The organism is Pandoraea sputorum, from assembly GCF_000814845.2.
GTDB lineage: Bacteria > Pseudomonadota > Gammaproteobacteria > Burkholderiales > Burkholderiaceae > Pandoraea > Pandoraea sputorum.
Window position 1 is genome coordinate 19,504 of sequence record NZ_CP010431.2, and the last position, 15,566, is coordinate 35,069.

General features: G+C 61.0%; 15 protein-coding genes and 1 tRNA gene. 9 read left to right on the top strand and 7 right to left on the bottom strand.

Going from position 1 to position 15,566, the window contains the following annotated elements; translation table 11 throughout:
* Window positions 1–10 precede the first annotated feature (10 nt).
* On the bottom strand, window positions 11–2,002 hold the full coding sequence (gene prpR / locus NA29_RS00080; RefSeq protein ID WP_039394306.1) for a propionate catabolism operon regulatory protein PrpR: 1,992 nt from the start codon (window positions 2,000–2,002) through the stop codon (window positions 11–13).
* Window positions 2,003–2,232: 230 nt separating this feature from the next.
* Between prpR and NA29_RS00085 the strand changes: the two genes are divergently transcribed.
* The 3 genes from NA29_RS00085 to NA29_RS00095 all read left to right on the top strand — a co-directional run bounded on the left by NA29_RS00085 (window position 2,233) and on the right by NA29_RS00095 (window position 5,345).
* Complete coding sequence (locus tag NA29_RS00085) at window positions 2,233–3,114, top strand: isocitrate lyase/PEP mutase family protein (RefSeq protein ID WP_039394310.1); 882 nt, start codon at window positions 2,233–2,235, stop codon at window positions 3,112–3,114.
* A 135-nt stretch (window positions 3,115–3,249) separates the two neighbouring features.
* Complete coding sequence (locus NA29_RS00090) at window positions 3,250–4,581, top strand: MFS transporter (RefSeq protein WP_371328982.1); 1,332 nt, start codon at window positions 3,250–3,252, stop codon at window positions 4,579–4,581.
* A gap of 227 nt (window positions 4,582–4,808) precedes the next feature.
* The gene (locus NA29_RS00095) at window positions 4,809–5,345 is read left to right on the top strand and encodes a hypothetical protein (protein WP_039394313.1); all 537 of its coding nucleotides are present in this window, start codon (window positions 4,809–4,811) and stop codon (window positions 5,343–5,345) included.
* 85 nt (window positions 5,346–5,430) lie between these two features.
* Here the strand turns inward: NA29_RS00095 and NA29_RS00100 are convergent.
* The 3 genes from NA29_RS00100 to NA29_RS00110 form a co-directional block, all read right to left on the bottom strand.
* A tRNA-Leu gene (locus tag NA29_RS00100) sits at window positions 5,431–5,515 on the bottom strand.
* Between the two features lie 135 nt (window positions 5,516–5,650).
* The gene (locus NA29_RS00105) at window positions 5,651–7,537 is read right to left on the bottom strand and encodes a methyl-accepting chemotaxis protein (protein WP_039394316.1); all 1,887 of its coding nucleotides are present in this window, start codon (window positions 7,535–7,537) and stop codon (window positions 5,651–5,653) included.
* Between the two features lie 237 nt (window positions 7,538–7,774).
* Window positions 7,775–8,248, bottom strand: coding sequence for a low affinity iron permease family protein (locus NA29_RS00110; RefSeq protein WP_039394321.1), 474 nt, complete (start codon window positions 8,246–8,248; stop codon window positions 7,775–7,777).
* Between the two features lie 221 nt (window positions 8,249–8,469).
* Here NA29_RS00110 and NA29_RS00115 point away from each other — a divergent pair, with 221 nt between their 5' ends.
* Window positions 8,470–9,381: a hypothetical protein gene (locus NA29_RS00115; protein WP_039394325.1), complete on the top strand. Its 912-nt coding sequence runs from the start codon at window positions 8,470–8,472 to the stop codon at window positions 9,379–9,381.
* A gap of 2 nt (window positions 9,382–9,383) precedes the next feature.
* Here the strand turns inward: NA29_RS00115 and NA29_RS00120 are convergent, their stop codons facing one another.
* Complete coding sequence (locus tag NA29_RS00120; RefSeq protein WP_150777187.1) at window positions 9,384–9,626, bottom strand: hypothetical protein; 243 nt, start codon at window positions 9,624–9,626, stop codon at window positions 9,384–9,386.
* Window positions 9,627–9,778: 152 nt separating this feature from the next.
* Between NA29_RS00120 and NA29_RS00125 the strand changes: the two genes are divergently transcribed.
* Together NA29_RS00125 and NA29_RS00130 are read left to right on the top strand one after the other, a co-directional pair.
* Window positions 9,779–10,795, top strand: coding sequence for a hypothetical protein (locus NA29_RS00125; protein ID WP_039394330.1), 1,017 nt, complete (start codon window positions 9,779–9,781; stop codon window positions 10,793–10,795).
* A 296-nt stretch (window positions 10,796–11,091) separates the two neighbouring features.
* Window positions 11,092–11,763 (top strand): hypothetical protein, encoded by a 672-nt coding sequence (locus NA29_RS00130; RefSeq protein WP_039394334.1) that lies wholly within the window; start codon window positions 11,092–11,094, stop codon window positions 11,761–11,763.
* A gap of 99 nt (window positions 11,764–11,862) precedes the next feature.
* Here NA29_RS00130 and NA29_RS00135 read toward each other — a convergent pair whose 3' ends face one another.
* Both NA29_RS00135 and NA29_RS00140 read right to left on the bottom strand, forming a co-directional pair.
* The gene (locus NA29_RS00135; protein WP_224786746.1) at window positions 11,863–12,498 is read right to left on the bottom strand and encodes an ABC transporter ATP-binding protein; all 636 of its coding nucleotides are present in this window, start codon (window positions 12,496–12,498) and stop codon (window positions 11,863–11,865) included.
* A gap of 8 nt (window positions 12,499–12,506) precedes the next feature.
* A complete protein-coding gene (locus tag NA29_RS00140; RefSeq protein ID WP_039394337.1) occupies window positions 12,507–12,776 on the bottom strand; it encodes a metal/formaldehyde-sensitive transcriptional repressor in 270 nt (89 codons plus the stop codon).
* A 108-nt stretch (window positions 12,777–12,884) separates the two neighbouring features.
* Here NA29_RS00140 and NA29_RS00145 point away from each other — a divergent pair, with 108 nt between their 5' ends.
* The 3 genes from NA29_RS00145 to NA29_RS00155 all read left to right on the top strand — a co-directional run bounded on the left by NA29_RS00145 (window position 12,885) and on the right by NA29_RS00155 (window position 15,506).
* Window positions 12,885–13,721 carry a nickel/cobalt efflux protein RcnA gene (locus NA29_RS00145; RefSeq protein WP_039394340.1) on the top strand — a complete coding sequence of 279 codons (837 nt, stop codon included), beginning with the start codon at window positions 12,885–12,887 and terminating at the stop codon, window positions 13,719–13,721.
* Window positions 13,722–13,846: 125 nt separating this feature from the next.
* Entirely contained in the window at window positions 13,847–14,554 is a 708-nt protein-coding gene (locus tag NA29_RS00150; RefSeq protein WP_052252403.1) for a cysteine hydrolase family protein, read from the top strand.
* Between the two features lie 64 nt (window positions 14,555–14,618).
* Entirely contained in the window at window positions 14,619–15,506 is an 888-nt protein-coding gene (locus NA29_RS00155) for a LysR family transcriptional regulator (protein WP_231965209.1), read from the top strand.
* Window positions 15,507–15,566: the final 60 nt, after the last annotated feature.

Consider the following 15,566-nt stretch of genomic DNA (forward strand, 5'->3'; position numbering starts at 1 on the left):
CGTGCCAAGCTCATTCGCCGGATTTCATCAATCGCCAGAACGTCGTGCGACCGATGCCCAGCGCGCGGGCGGCGGCGGCGCGGTTGCCGCCAGCGGCTTGCAGGGCGGCAAGTGCGGCGTCGCGCGTGACGGCCTCACGTGCGGTGACGTCCGGCGATGTCGACGCCAGCAATTGCTTATCGCCTCCGCGCTTCTGCGTGCCGAGTCGCGCCAACTCCGGAAACACCTCGTGAAGCGTCTGCGCATGACGCGCGACGTCGGTATCGAGATAGATGGCCGCGCGGGCCAACAGATTCTCCAGTTCGCGCACGTTGCCCGGCCAGTCATAGCGATCGAACAGCGGTGCGAGCACGTCGAGAATGGGTTTCGATGCCCGGGCGTCCAACCCGTAATGCGCAGCGTTTCGCGCGAGCAATGTCTGCGCGAGCAGACGAATGTCGTCGCGACGCTCTCGCAGCGCTGGCAGCGTCACTTGCAGAAGATTCAGACGGAAGTAGAGATCGGCACGGAAACGTCCCTCGGCGACCAGCGCGTTGAGATCGCGATGCGTGGCGGCGATCACGCGCACGTCTACCGGCACCGGACGCCCCGACCCCAGCCGCATCACCTCGCGCTCCTGCAACACGCGCAGCAGGCGGCTTTGCATCGCCGCTGGCATCTCGCCAATCTCGTCGAGAAAGATGGTCCCCGTGTGCGCGATCTCGAACAGCCCGGCCTTGCCGCCGCGGCGCGCCCCCGTGAACGCCCCCTCGTCGTGCCCGAACAACTCGCTCTCGATCAGCCCCTCCGGCAACGCCGCACAGTTGAAGGCGACGAACGGATTGCCGCGTCGCGCGCTCGCGTTATGAATGCCCTGCGCCACCAGTTCCTTGCCGGTACCGCTCTCGCCCGTTAGCAGCACCGTCGCGTCGTGCGCGGCCCCCGCGCGGGCGAGCCGTCGCACCTTCTCGATCTGCGGCGAGTCGCCGACCAGTTCGGCAAGCTCATGCTTCGCCACGAGATGCTTCGGGCGCTGCGTCGTGCGAAGCGACCGGTCGATGCGCTGCGCCATCTGTGCGTCCTGCACGGTGACCACTGCCCCCGAGCGCATGCCGTGCTCGTAGATCGGCACGCAACTCGTGATGAACGTACGCCCGTCGATATGCGCCAGCCGCTCCTCGACGGCGACGCCATCGTCCGACAATTCGCGCAGCAACGGTCCAAGCTTGCGAGTGAGTTCGAACTGGCGCGCGCCGTGCGTGGCAACCCGCTCGGCGTCGATACCCAGCAGCGTGAACATCGCCGGATTCACCGCTTCGAGCTGACCGTTGTCGTCGAACGCCGCGACGCCGTCGCGCATGTGCGCCACGATGGTGTTCAGACGCATGCGTTTCGATTCTTTCTCGCGGCTCACGCGGGCGAGTTCCACCGAGCGCTCGAAGGCTTCTTCCACCGCGCCGAGCGAATAGAGGAAGACGTGCTCGAGCCCGGCCTCCTGCGCAAAGTCGCACGCCATACCGGGGCCGATGATGACCTTGCAGCCCTGCGCGGCCAGCGTGTCGACGGCGTCTTGCACCTCGTCGACGGAGCGATACGCACGCTGACGGATCTGGATCTTGAGCAACTGCCCGAGGTCATCCAGTTCGCGCGAGACGGTTTCGTGCAGCACGAGGCCGAGCGGCTGGTCGGGCCAGGTCGTCGTCGCACGCGTGATGGCGCTGAGCACGTCGAAGCCGTTGACCTTGACTGTCACGACCGGCACCGAAAGGTTCTCGCGCAGATACGCGCCGTTCGACCCGGCAGCGAGCACCACGTCGACCGCGCCCGACTCGACATACGACTGCAACGCCGTGACCGCTGCGCCATAGCCTTCACGTACGGAGTAAAAGCGTGCGCGGTCGGTGTAACGCGGGGCGACCGTCTCGCAAAGCGTCTGCAAGCGGCTGATGCTCACGAGCGCGATGCCCGGGCGACGGGAGCGCGGATCGAGCGGCGCGGGCGCGCCGGAATGGCTGGGGGGCATGACGTTATCTCCGAACTGCTCTGACGGCTTGCTGGAACGTTTCACTAGCGTTTCATGAAACGTTCCAAATTCTGTTCGCCGATTTTGCCACATCCGAAAAAAGCGGACTGCCCAGCGCAAGTCGCTGATTCGATGGCGGAATTTTCGGCATTCTCAAGTGACGTCACGTCTGGCACGCAGATTGCGAACCGTCTCTCCATTTACCGATAACTCACACGGAGACCGTCATCATGACTACCGCGACTGCACAACGCCGCGCCGAATTCCGCCATAAAGTCGAGGCCCGTCAGGGGTTGCTCGTGCCCGGCGCTTTCAATGCCCTCTCGGCACGCGTCATCGAAGACGCCGGTTTCGAGGCGCTTTATCTGACTGGCGCGGGCGTCACCAACATGTCGCTCGGACTGCCCGATCTGGCATTCGTCGGACTGTCCGAGATGGCCGAACACACGGCGCGCGTGCGCGACGCCGTGTCGCTGCCGATCATCGTCGACGCCGACACCGGCTTCGGCAACGCGCTGAACGTGCGTCACACGGTGCGCGTGCTGGAGCGCAGCGGCGCGGACGCCATCCAGTTCGAAGATCAGGTGCTGCCCAAGAAGTGCGGTCATTTCAACGGCAAGGCCGTGATCTCCGCCGACGAGATGGTGGGTAAGCTCCGCGCCGCCGTCGATGCCCGCGAAGACGGCAACCTGCAAATCATCGCGCGCACCGATGCGGCCGCTGTCGAAGGCATCGAAGCGGCCATCGAGCGCGGCCGTCGTTTCATCGAAGCCGGTGCCGACATCCTCTTCATCGAAGCGACGGAGACGCTGGCCGACATCGAACGTCTGCCCGCCCTGTTCGACCGTCCGCAACTGATCAACATCGTCATCGGCGGAAAGACGCCGACGCAGTCACAGCCGCGTCTGGCCGAACTGGGCTACGGCATCGTGCTGTATGCGAACGCCGCGCTGCAAAGCGCCGTGCTCGGTATGCAGAAGGCGCTTGGCACGCTGCGCGACAGCGGACGTCTGGACGAAGACCCGTCGCTGGTGGTGCCGTTTGCGGAGCGTCAGCGTCTGGTGAACAAGCCGTTCTACGACGCCCTCGACAAAAAGTACGCCGCCGACTGACCGGCACCGCTTTCGACATTCGCAAGAGGGTGACGTGCCGCGTCGGTTACGTCACCCGTATTCCTCAAGTCGCACCGCATTGCCGCAATTTCGCATCACTGCAAGACGGCATCAAACAAAAAGTATCGGAGACAGATTGTGACGCCCCCCTCGGATTCCCTCGCCGCACGTCAACCGCATTCCCACAACGTTTCCACCGCCACCACTCGCGCCCCCGTCAAAATCGGCTCCATCGTCGGCGGCCTCGCGGGCAACCTCATCGAGTGGTACGACTTTCTCGCGTACAGCATCTTCTCGATCTACTTTGCCAAGGCGTTTTTCCCGGGCGATAACCCGACCGTCCAGCTGATGAACACGGCGGCCATTGCGGCAGTCGGTTATGTGGCGCGTCCGCTGGGCAGCTGGCTTATCGGACTGTACGCCGACCGTCGCGGCCGTAAGGCGGCTCTCACGGGCTCGGTGCTGGCGATGAGCGTCGGCTCGATGATGATCGCGCTCACACCCGGCTACGCGACCATTGGCATCTTCGCGCCCATCGTGCTGATCGCGGCGCGCTTGCTGCAAGGCTTGTCGATGGGCGGCGAGTACGGCACCAGCGCGACGTATCTGAGCGAAGTCGCGCCGGAGAACCGCAAGGGCTTCTTCCTCGGCTTCCTGCAAGTGAGCGTGGTGGCGGGGCAACTCGTCGCACTGGGGCTCATGCTGGTGATGCAGCGCTGGTTGCTGACGGCCGAGCAGATCGAACACTGGGGGTGGCGTATCCCGTTCGTGCTGGGCGGTGTGCTGGCCCTGTTCGCGCTGTACATGCGTCGCAACGTGACGGAGAGCGAGGCGTTCGTCGATAGTGCGAAGAAGCGCGAGACGTCGATTGCACGCGAGGTGTTCGCGCACTGGCCGCAGATTCTGCTGGCCATCGGCATCACGATTGGCGGCACGGTCGCGTTCTACACGTTCACCGTCTATATGCAGAAGTTTCTGGTGAATTCGGTCGGGCTGTCGAAAGAATCGTCGACGTTCGTCTTCACGCTCGCGTTGCTGCTGTACATGCCGCTGCAACCGCTGTTCGGGCTGCTGTCGGACGTGATCGGGCGTCGCAAGGTGCTGATGATCTTCGGTGTGAGCACCACGCTCTTCTCCGTGCCGCTCTTCACGGCACTCGCCCACACGAAAGACCCGCTGGTGGCGTTTGCGCTGTCGTTCGCCGGTCTTGTCATGCTCTCAGGTTTTACGTCGGTGCACATGCTGGCGAAAACCGAACTGTTCCCACCGCGCATTCGCGCGCTCGCCGTGGGCTTCCCGTACGCGCTGACGACAGCGATTCTCGGCGGCACGACGGAGTTTGTCGCGCTGCGTTTCAAGGCGAGCGGCCACGAGTCGTATTTCTATTGGTACGTGACGATCTGCGCGGCGATTTCGCTCGTTGTGTATCTGAAGATGCCGGAGACGCGAGGACGCAAGTTCGACTGAGCCCAGGCAACACGCCTGACGCGATCCGGCACGCATGGGCGAGGGGCGGTGCGATCCCCCTCCTCGCGCCGAAGCTTCCGAAGCTTCCGAATTGCGCGCTTTCCCGCGCGCTTTGATGGGCATATTCCCGGCTTCCGCCGGATTCGCGAAATCCCGTGACGGATCCGTAAAGTGCGTTGGCCCGCGCGTGGCATCGTGGGCCGACTATCGCTGAGGAGTTTTCGCCCATGATGCTGTCGCCGATTCCTGACCTTAGTCTCGTACTGCCGTCCGATGCGGAGGAATGGTGCCGCGGGAGCCTGACGCCAGATGTGGCGTGCGATCTCGAAGGTGCGTTCAATGTCCCTGGACCATCGTGGTCACTGCCGTTTCCCATCGTGCCGCCTGACACCGACACGGCGTTTCGCTTTCAGACCGATTTTCTGGGACTGGGCGATGATGCGTACAACGACATCATCACGCAATGGATCTGTGCCGTGCAGCGCGGGAGCGGCACGCCCGCCTGGCGCGCGTTCGTCGCCCGATGGCAAAAGTGGATGCCGGGCGGGCATGGCCGCTACACGCTGTTCGGGTTTCTGATGCAGAAGTTCGGCAGGATCGACATGCGCCTTCGCCCCGCCGCGCTCGAATGCTTTTTGACGGATGGCCCTGACGGGCGTGCGGCGGTGCAACGTCACTGGCACCGGGTCGGTCTGGGGAAGTTCTCGCGCGAGCACTGGCCGCTGGTGCAACGGCTGCTGCGCCGGGCTGGCATGCTGCGGTGACTGGCGACGGGGAACGCGTTGAATAAGCGCGACACAGAAAACGAAAAAGGCAGAAGACCTTTCGATCTTCTGCCTTCTTAAACCTTGGTGCCGACGGCGAGACTCGAACTCGCACAGCTTTCGCCACTACCCCCTCAAGATAGCGTGTCTACCAATTTCACCACGTCGGCTTTGTCCTGCAAGGGAGCGCGATTGTAACGGGAAAATTGGATTTTGTGAATGCTTCGCGCGCCGCACAACCGTCTTGCGCGCGCGACGCGCTCACTATCGACACACCAACTTGACGGATATACGTGCGGTATATCTCAGGCCGCCAGCCGTTGCGACCCGCCGACCACCGCCAGCGCCGGCGTGTGGGCACCGCCAAAGCCGTGCGAATCCGCAGAGTGTCCTTCGCGCAGACGGAAGCGGGCCACCGTCTCTGCCAGCATGCGCGCCTGCTCGCTGAGCATGGCCGACGCGGCCGCCGACTCTTCCACCAGCGCGGCGTTCTGCTGCGTCGCCTGATCCATCTCCGACACCGACCGATCGATCTGACTGATGCCCGCGCTTTGCTCGGTCATCGCGCTGTGAATCTCGCTCACCAGACGCTGGACGCGCGTGATGCCGTCGACGATCTCATGCATCGTCGTGCCGGCCGCCTGCACGCGTTCTGTGCCGCTCTTCACGTTCTGAACGGACGTCTCGATCAGGCCCTTGATTTCCTGTGCAGCGGCGGCGCTGCGTTGCGCCAGCGTACGCACTTCTCCGGCGACCACTGCAAAGCCGCGGCCCTGCTCGCCCGCGCGCGCCGCTTCCACGGCGGCGTTGAGCGCGAGGATGTTCGTCTGGAAGGCAATGCCGTCGATCACGCTGATGATTTCCGTAATTCGCTCCGACGACTGCGTAATGGCGGCCATCGTGCCCACGGCGTCGGTGACGACCTGGCCCCCGCGTGCGGCGGCGGCGCTCGCGTCGTTGGCCAGACGCGTCGCATGCTCGGCGGTGTCGGCCGTCTGCTTGACGCTCGACGTCAGCTCTGTGAGCGCGGACGACGTCTCCTGCAACGACCCGGCCGATGCCTCGGTGCGCTGCGACAGATCGCGGTTGCCCATTTCGATCTCGCTTGTCGCCGACGTCATCGACGACACGCCGGTGCGCACGTCGAGCATGACCGAGCTGATCTTGTCGACGAAGGCATTGAAGGACTTCGAGATTTGCGCGACTTCGTCGTGACCGGTCACATCCAGACGCTGGGTCATGTCACCGTCGCCCGAGCCGATGGTGTCCATCGCGTCGCGCACGATCGACAGGCGCTTGAAGGCGCGCGACGTGAAGATCGAGGCGATGAGCAAGGCAACGAGCGTGAGGACCACCAGCGTGACGATGGTGGCCGTGAGCACGTGCGTGAGACCCGACGTGGCTTCCGCGCGGTCGAGCGCGACCACCAGATACCAGTCCGTGCCGGGAATGCGTTTGGCCTTGAGCAGCTTGAGCGCGCCGGACAGTTCCATCGAGACCGGTGCGGCGCCGTCGGCCGCCATACCGGGCAGAGCGTCGGCGGTGAGCGCGGCGGAAACGTCGGTCGACGGCTTGAGCGAGTACTTGCTGTCCGGGTGAGCGATCACCTGCCCGTCGCTGGCGACGACCAGCGCGAGGCTCGACGGCGTGGGGTGAACGGCCTTGATGATGTCCTGCACGCCGGTGAGCGCCACCGCACCGCTGATCGCACCGGTCGTCTGACCGTCACGCACGAGCGGCGCGGTGAAGGCTACGTAAGGAATGCCCGTCGACGAATCGCCGTACGGCTTGGTGACGGTCAGCTTACCGGCCGCGACCGCGCTCTTGTACCAGGGGCGGGCCGTCGGATCGTAGTCCGCCGGGGTGGGCGCGGTGGAGAAGAACGTCTTGTCCGACCAGCCGATGCTGGTGATCGGGAAGTCGTTGGTCTTGCCCATGAGCTTCACGAGGCCGGTCGGATCGCCCTTTTCCACCACTTGCGAGGTGGCGACGACCGCCTGCGCCTTGTCGGCCGCCCAGCGCTCGACGGTACCTGCGTTGCCGTTAGCCACGGCCGAGAGCGTGTGCTCGATGCTCGACATCATGCTGTCGCGCACGATCACGTAGGTCGTAACGCCTGAGAGGATCAGCGCGCCCACGACCGTCAGACAGGTGATGAGCAGAATCCGGGTTCGCAACGAAGTGACTTTCATGGGCTTTCATCGATAGGCCCGTAAGCGAGCCGTGGATTGGGGGCGGCCGCTCGGGCAATTGGGGGTGCCGTTGCAGCGAAACAGTGAATCTGCTACTTCCATTACGTCCTTGCTCTCTGCGCTTACGGCTCAACGGCGCAATAACTTTAATGAGCAGGAATCAACGCCCCTGTGCTGCCCTTCAACGCTGGGTCCGATGCCCTTCAACGGTGCCCTCTGCCGCTGGTTCGAGATTTCTCATTTCGGTCGTTGAAACGTCGATGGCTTTGCGCCAGGCGCATCGTCATCGTCGTGATCGTCTTCGTCGACGAACGGCGAATCTGTATCGGGGTTTCCCTTTTTAAGCGCAATGCGTGCCTCGTTAGCAAGCGCTTCGTAGCGCTTGCGGAAACGGGACAGTTCTTTTTCGTCGAGTTCTTCGAGATCGAGCAAGGCGTTGTGCGCGCCTTCCATCGCACGGATCAACTCGTCGAGCTTGATGTGCATGGCCGCCGTATCGCGGTTCTGGGTGTTCTGAATGAGGAAGACCATCAGGAAGGTGACGATGGTGGTCGACGTGTTGATGACCAGTTGCCACGTGTCGCTGTAGCCGAACAGCGGTCCGGTCACCGCCCAGATCAGCACCAGTCCGACCGCCAGGACGAACGAGACCGGGCGCCCGGTCACTGTGGATAGGTAGCTCGAAAACTTCGAAAACCATTTGCCGTTCATGACCGTCTCCCGTTTTGAAACGATAGACGGATGATGGCACAGGCGTTGCCCGAGGAGATTCGCTACCCGTCGAGACCCTTCCCCACGCGGTTGCGTTGAGAACATCCCAAGTGCCGTCCCGGTGATTCACGGTACCAAAGCTGGGGGTCGAAAAGCGCAAGTGCGCCGCGTTATCGGTGCCAATCTGGAACTCCGATTAACGGAATTTGAAGGAGTGGGTCATGGAATCGGTTTCAAATAACAACGTGGTGACAGGCGTCCCGCCGACTGTCGTGCAAGTCGAGTCGGAAGAGCGCAGACCAAGTGCCGGTGGACTGACGACCGACCTGAGTGCCGTGGCTCAGGCGCGTCCCGACCCGGCACCGTTGGGAGAGGGGCATGCCCCTGCCGTATTGCGTAGCAATGTCGCTGCGCGCGCGGCAAGCGGTACGGAATGGGCGGCGACGGTCGAAAAAGTGAAGCAGGAGGTATGGCAGGCCGTTCGCGATGGCGTGGCTGCCGGACACGACATGAATACGCCAGCTTCGTTTCTGGCGCTGGATGAAGAAGGAAAGAAGCAAGTTGTCCAGTTGACGGTCAACTGGGTGTTCACGCCGGTCAACGAGGAGACGGAAAATCGGTTCAACCGTTTTACCTCTAACGGAGATGTGAGGCTATACCTCAAGAGAACCGTGTCCAAGGAGGATCACGACAAGATTCTCAACGTGTTGGCGAAGATTCCCGGAAAGGCTCGACATTATGTCGAACTGCGGATGAAGAACTACGGGATGGTCGCGAAAATCTACAACAACATTGTCGATCAGGCCAAAGACGATATCTGGCAGGCGACGACTGATGGAATGACGTTCAACAGAGCGGCCACCACGCCAGCTTCATTCTGGAAGCTGTCGGAGAATCAAAGGAAATCTGTTGTTCAGGACGCTGTCGGCAAGCTACCGGGCATCAGCGGAATACAAGTTGAACCCCGTCTCAAGTCCCTCGATGGCAACCCGGATTTTCAGAGCTATATGAAGGGAACGTTAACCCCCTGGAATTACAACTACATGATGGACAAGTTCAAGTTTCATGAACACTACGATACCCGGATGCGCATCAAGGAAATCGTCGATCGCCTGGACATGGTTAGCGGGTGACGCTATCGGATGCGGGAACCATCCACATGAACTTCCCCGACAATCTGATCCATCGCCTCGATATCCCGGCGGATGTGCGGGGGCAGGTCAAGGTCACGTTTGAAGCCATCGACGACTGTTGACTGCGCGCTTACGTGGGTTTCGCATACAGCCAATAAATCGGAAAAACCGAGGGTCGTCGCCTGACAGCCCTCGGCGAGTTCGTCATCTTGCGTTGAGAAAAGCACGCAACGATCTTCGTCCATCGAGACCATTCCCCATGCGGTTGCATCGCGAACGTCCCAAGTGCGGACCCGTTGATTCACGGTTCCAAAGCTGGGGGTCGGAAAGCGCAAGTGCGCCGCGCTATCGGTGCCAATCTGGAAGTCCGATCAATGGAATTTGAAGGAGTGTGAACATGGATTCGATTTCAAACGTTAACGTGACGGCACCCGCCATATCAACCGTCGTACCCGAGGCGGACCGAGGGGACGATACCGTCCAATTGAGTCGCGACCTGAATGCCGCAGTTCAGGCACCTACCGACTCGTCGTTACCGATGTCAAAGTCTACGTTTGTCTCTTCAAGCACCACTATCGAGACACGTTCGGCAGGTCGGGTGGATAGGGAGGCGAAGATCGAAAATGCGAAGCAAGAAATGTGGCAAGTGATTCGTGAGTGTGTGGCCGCAGAACGCACCATGATCATGCCGTACTCGCTTATTGAACTGGATGAAGCGGGGCGAAAGCAGGTCACTAAGATGACCGTCGAGTGGGCGTTAACTCCGGTCAATAGCGATACGGGAAAGTGGTTCGATTGCCTGACAAAAAATGAAATGATCAGGGAGTATCTAAAGGACACGGTTTCAGAGGAAATGGAAAAAGAGGTACGCAAAATCCCGGAATTGATAAACGTCCTCGGTGGGATTTACTACTACGACATGCTTCGAGGGAATTCGAACCGAAGCGCGACGACAGGCTCGGTGCCGAATTTCACACCGGAAAAAACGATTCCTCCCGACCCTACAAAATCCGGCGAGCTGCCCGCAGACGCGACATCACGTACGAATGTCGCATTGCATTCGGCAACTGGTGTGGGCAATGAGGTGCGGGAGGAAAGCGCCAAACAGGAGATGTGGATAATGGTTCGTGATGGTGTGAAGCATCATCACGACATGATCATGCCAGCTTCGTTCATGTTACTGGATGAAGATGGAAGGAAGAGGGTCGCCAAGCTAACGGTTCAGTGGGTCTTCACGCCGGTCGATGCGAATACCGAGAAATGGTTTAATCGCTTTACGGGAAATAAGACTATCCAGCCGTATTTGAAGAGTACCGTGACAAAGAGTACCAGGGCTGAGGCCGATAAAATAAGATACCTGAAGGACGTCGTTGAAAGAATTCATCAATATGGAATGTTGATTTGGAATTCCTGATGGATGTGTGGGCGCGTTGACAAATTCGACATGAAGTTCGCCGGGATGCCGGCGAACTTTTTATACGGAAGGGCATTTGTCAGTCCAGAAGTAACCCTCGGCGAGTTCGTCATCATTCGTCGAGAAAAGTACGCAACGGTCTTCACCCAGCACGACCATTCCCCATGCGGTTGCGTCGCGAATGTCCCAAGTGCCAGCCCACTGATTCACGCTACCAAAGCTGCGTGTCGAAAAGCGCAAATGCGCCGCGCTATCGGTGCCAATCTGGAACTCCCACCCATTAAAGGAGTTGAGTCATGCCTCAGATTGAAAGCGGGAATACACATGCAGCGGATCTGGTTGAACTAATGCCGTCGCGGCCCTACACATCGGAATCCATTCGTCAGGACAAGCCGCCCCTGGCCGATGACCTGTGTCGTGTGTCTCACGGCGCGTGTCACTCGATTCTGCACCCGCAGCTCGGAAATGGAGACATTCAGCTATGCGTCACGACGCATGCCGTCGGGGCTCACCACCTTGCGGTATCGATAAAGACAAGTCGGCCAAGTCCGGGAACGATCGATACAGGCGAGCCGGATCAGAAAATCGATGACGTGAAAGAAGGCGAAGAGAGCGGTGACGTAACGGACGCCCATGAGGCCATCGAAAACGCAAAGACAGACTTACAGACGGCGATTCGTAATAGGTATCACCACGACAACAAGACCGAGTTGCCGGGATCGTTTTCAAAGTTGAGCGAAGCCGGGAAGAAAGAGGTAATTACGTTTGCCGTTGATTGGGCACTGTCGGACTCCAGTGAAATGACGCCCAAATGGTTTGCCTCAACGCTCGGCCTTGCTGCGGATGAGGGGCTCGTCAAATATCTGGACCAGACCGTCTCTCAGACTACGTATGACAAGCTGGACGATCTCGTCGAAAACGCATTCGTGAAATCCGTCATCGATGCGTTCGGTATGCGGATCAAATAATTCGAAATGCATTCCGGGTTCGCCGTGTGCTTACGTCGGCGAACCTTCTCGTGCGTCGAGAGCGACGATGCGTCTTGCCGGAAAACGGCCTTGCACGGCCTATCGCGAGAATGCTGCGGGAAATTCGAGGGGCGTCGCCCGACATCCCTCGGCCAGTTCGTCGTCATGCGTCGAGAACATAACGCAGTGATCCTTGCCAAGCGCAGAAAACAAATCAATCAGCACGGCGCGCGAAGGACCGTCGAGGCCGCCGGTGGGTTCGTCTGCGAGGATAACGCGCGGTGCACCGAACAACACCGCCGTCAGATAAAACTTGCGACGGGTGCCCGTCGACATCTGCTCGAAACGCTTCTCCATATGGGGCGTCAGGCTGAAGCGCTCGGCGAGATCGAGGACGTTTGCGCTCACCGTCACCTGACGTTGTGTCGCGCGTTGCTCAAGGAAACCACGGCCCGTTTGCATGGGTTCCGTCATGCAATCGAACGGTACGACCGCCAGCGCGGCCTTTGCCGCGCCGGGGGCGCTCTGCATGGAATGCCCGTCGATCCATACCTTGCCCCCTCCCGCATCGACGGTGCCTGCGAGCATGCCGAGCAGCGTGGTCTTGCCGCCGCCGCCTTCATCGCGTAGCGCGAAGCAACCGGGGCCGGTGTTGAAACGCAGGTTCTCGAAAAGCGTGAAATCGTCGAAACGTCGAGTGAGTCCTTCGAAGCGAAGCAGTGACTCGTGAGGCATGACTTCGCTCATTTCAGATAAGCCTTGATGACGTGAAGTAAGGGGGCCAGTTCGGCTTCGCGGTGAGCCTGATCCGGTTCGTGGATGACGTGATCGACGAGATGGCCCTCGATGACAGCGCCCATCAGCCCATTGATGGCACCGCGGATCGCTGCGATCTGCTGGAGGATCTCGACGCAGTCCCCCTCTTCGCTCAACTGCCGCTCCAACGCCTGCGTCTGCCCTTGAATGCGACGCACCCGTGCCAATAGCTTGTTCTTGTCCCGAATCGTATGCACGGCTCGTCGCGCCCCTGTTCATGAAAATCGAATGAAAAAATCCTAACACAAATATACTGGTGGGGAGTATATTGCGGAGCATCGCACAACCCAAACGAGTCTCCTGAAATGGCCGATTTCCCGACCCTTCTCCAGCAAGGCAGCGCCTGGCTGTTCATTCCGAGCGCAATACTGCTCGGTGCATTGCACGGTTTGGAGCCTGGCCATTCCAAGACGATGATGGCGGCGTTCATCGTTGCGGTTCGCGGCACCGTCGGACAGGCGGTGTTGCTCGGTCTTTCGGCAACGGTGTCGCACACGGCGGTGGTCTGGCTCGTCGCCATGGCAGGCATGTACTTCGGGCGTAACTGGAACCCCGAAGCGTCCGAGCCGTACTTCGAAGTGGTGTCGGGCGTTCTGATTCTTATGGTGGCGGGATGGATGCTATGGCGTACGTGGCGCGACAGTCATCGTGAGCATACGCACCATCATGCCGACCATGACCATGACCATGACCATGACCATGACCATGACCATCGGCATGCTCAACCGCAGGTATTGAGCGCCATCGGCGACGGCTATCAGGATGCCCACGAGCGCGCGCACGCCCGCGACATCGAGAAGCGCTTCGCCGGACGCGAAGTCACGACTGGCCAGATCGTCATGTTCGGTCTGACGGGCGGTCTTGTGCCCTGCCCCGCCTCGATCACCGTGCTGCTGCTGTGCCTGCAACTCAAGCGCTTCGCACTCGGTGCGGGATTGGTGCTGTGCTTCAGCATCGGACTGGCGATGACGATGGTAGCGTCCGGTGCACTGGCCGCGCTCAGCGTGCGGCATGTGTCGCGTCGCTGGACCGGGTTTGGTGAGTTCGCGCGTAAAGCGCCGTACTTCTCCGGCGCGTTGATCGTACTCGTCGGCATGTACGTCATCTATCGGGGCGCTTCGCACATTCTTCTGTACGCCTGAATCGCACCACCCGCCCACCGGTATCCGTGCAGACGGCGCACAAATGCTGTGCGCGTTACCGTCTGGTTCGCAGCGATGCATCCCCCTAGACTGGGCACCTCATCAATCACCACCGAGGTTTACCCATGACTCACCTTCTGCTCCGCACCCTGAAGCTCGCGACGATCGGACTGTCGCTCTCGATGGCGGCTGCCGCCGTCACTGCAGGCGAATCGAAAAACGCGCCTGCACCGACGATCCGCGCCATGCTCGGCGCGACGCCCGTCGATCATCTCGATCCGAAGCGCACGGCCCTGATCGTGATCGATTTCCAGAACGAGTACTTCACCGGTCGCATGCCGATCCCGGATCGCGCGCAGGCACTGGCCAATACGAAGAAGCTGATCGATATGGCCGACCGTGCCGGTATCGAGGTCTATCAGATTCAGCACGTGGCCCCGGCTGGCTCCGCCGTCTTTGCGCTCGGCGGCAAGACCGTCGAGTTCGCGCCCGGCGCCGAACCGCGTGCGCGCGACACTGTTCTGCAGAAGACGACCGTGAGCGTGTTCGCGAGCACCGATCTCGACAAACGCCTCAAGGCGAAGGGCATCGATACGGTGGTGATTGCAGGCCTGATGACGCATGCCTGCGTTGCCGGTGCCGCCCGTGACGCCGCGCCGTTGGGCTATCGTGTCGTGGTAGCATCGGATGCGTCTGCGACCCGTGACATCCAGCGCGTCGACGGTTCCCGCGTCACGAGCGCCGCGCTCCATCGCGCCGCTCTCGCAGAGATCGAAGACACCTTCGGCGATGTGCTGACGACGGCCCAGATCCTGAAGCTGCCGCAGCGCTGAAATTCGCCTCACGGCGCTCGCTTACGTCACGCCGCACACAGACGATATGGACCACTTGCTCGCAATGCGCATTTTTCATGCCCTCGTCGAAGCCCGGAGTTTTTCAGGGGCTGGCGACGCGCTGGGAATGTCGCATTCGAGCGTCTCGCGTCAGTTGAAGCAAACGGAGGCGACGCTGGGCGTGGCGCTGGTCAATCGCAGCACGCGCCATTTCGCCCTGACCAATGCCGGTGAGCGTTATCACCGGCATTGTGTCGACATCCTCGCGCGTATCGACGCCATGACAGAGTCCATGACGGACGAACGCGAACATCCGGTGGGGCCGTTGCGGGTGACCGTGCCGCTGGCCGTCGGCACGCTCGAATTGCCCGCGTGGTTACCCGCATTCCGCCTGCAATATCCCGACATCGATCTGACACTGTCGTGCAGCGATCAATATGTCGATCTTCTGGCCGAAGGATTCGATGCCGCTCTGCGTATCAGCAGCGCGCCGCTCGCAGACAGCAGCCTCATGGCGAAGCTGCTCACCGTGTCGGAAACGGTGCTCGTCGCGTCTCCGACCTACCTCTCACACTACGGCCTGCCGCGTACGCCCGACGATCTCGTCACCCATCGGTGCCTGCGTTTCGGCGGCGCCAAGGGCCCGGGTGCACCGGGTGAGTGGATCGTCTCCGGCCCGGACCAACAGGCCCATCACGTGGCGCTCCATACCGGCTTCACGACCGACGCCATCACCGCCCTCTTCTCAGCCTCACTCGCCGGTGCCGGTATCGCCGGGTTCACCGAGCGCACCGTGCGCGCGGAACTGGCGCGTGGCACGCTGGTGCGTGTCTTGCCGCAGTACTCGCTCGGCCGCAGTCACTATTACGCGCTTTACCCGCAAACCCGGCACGTCAATCCGAAAGTGCGTGGGTTCGTCGACTTCATGGCAGAACACTATCGCGCGACGTAATTGATTACCGGATCGATTGTCAGATCGGTGGTCGGACGTCAGCTCGCATGTCATGTAAGA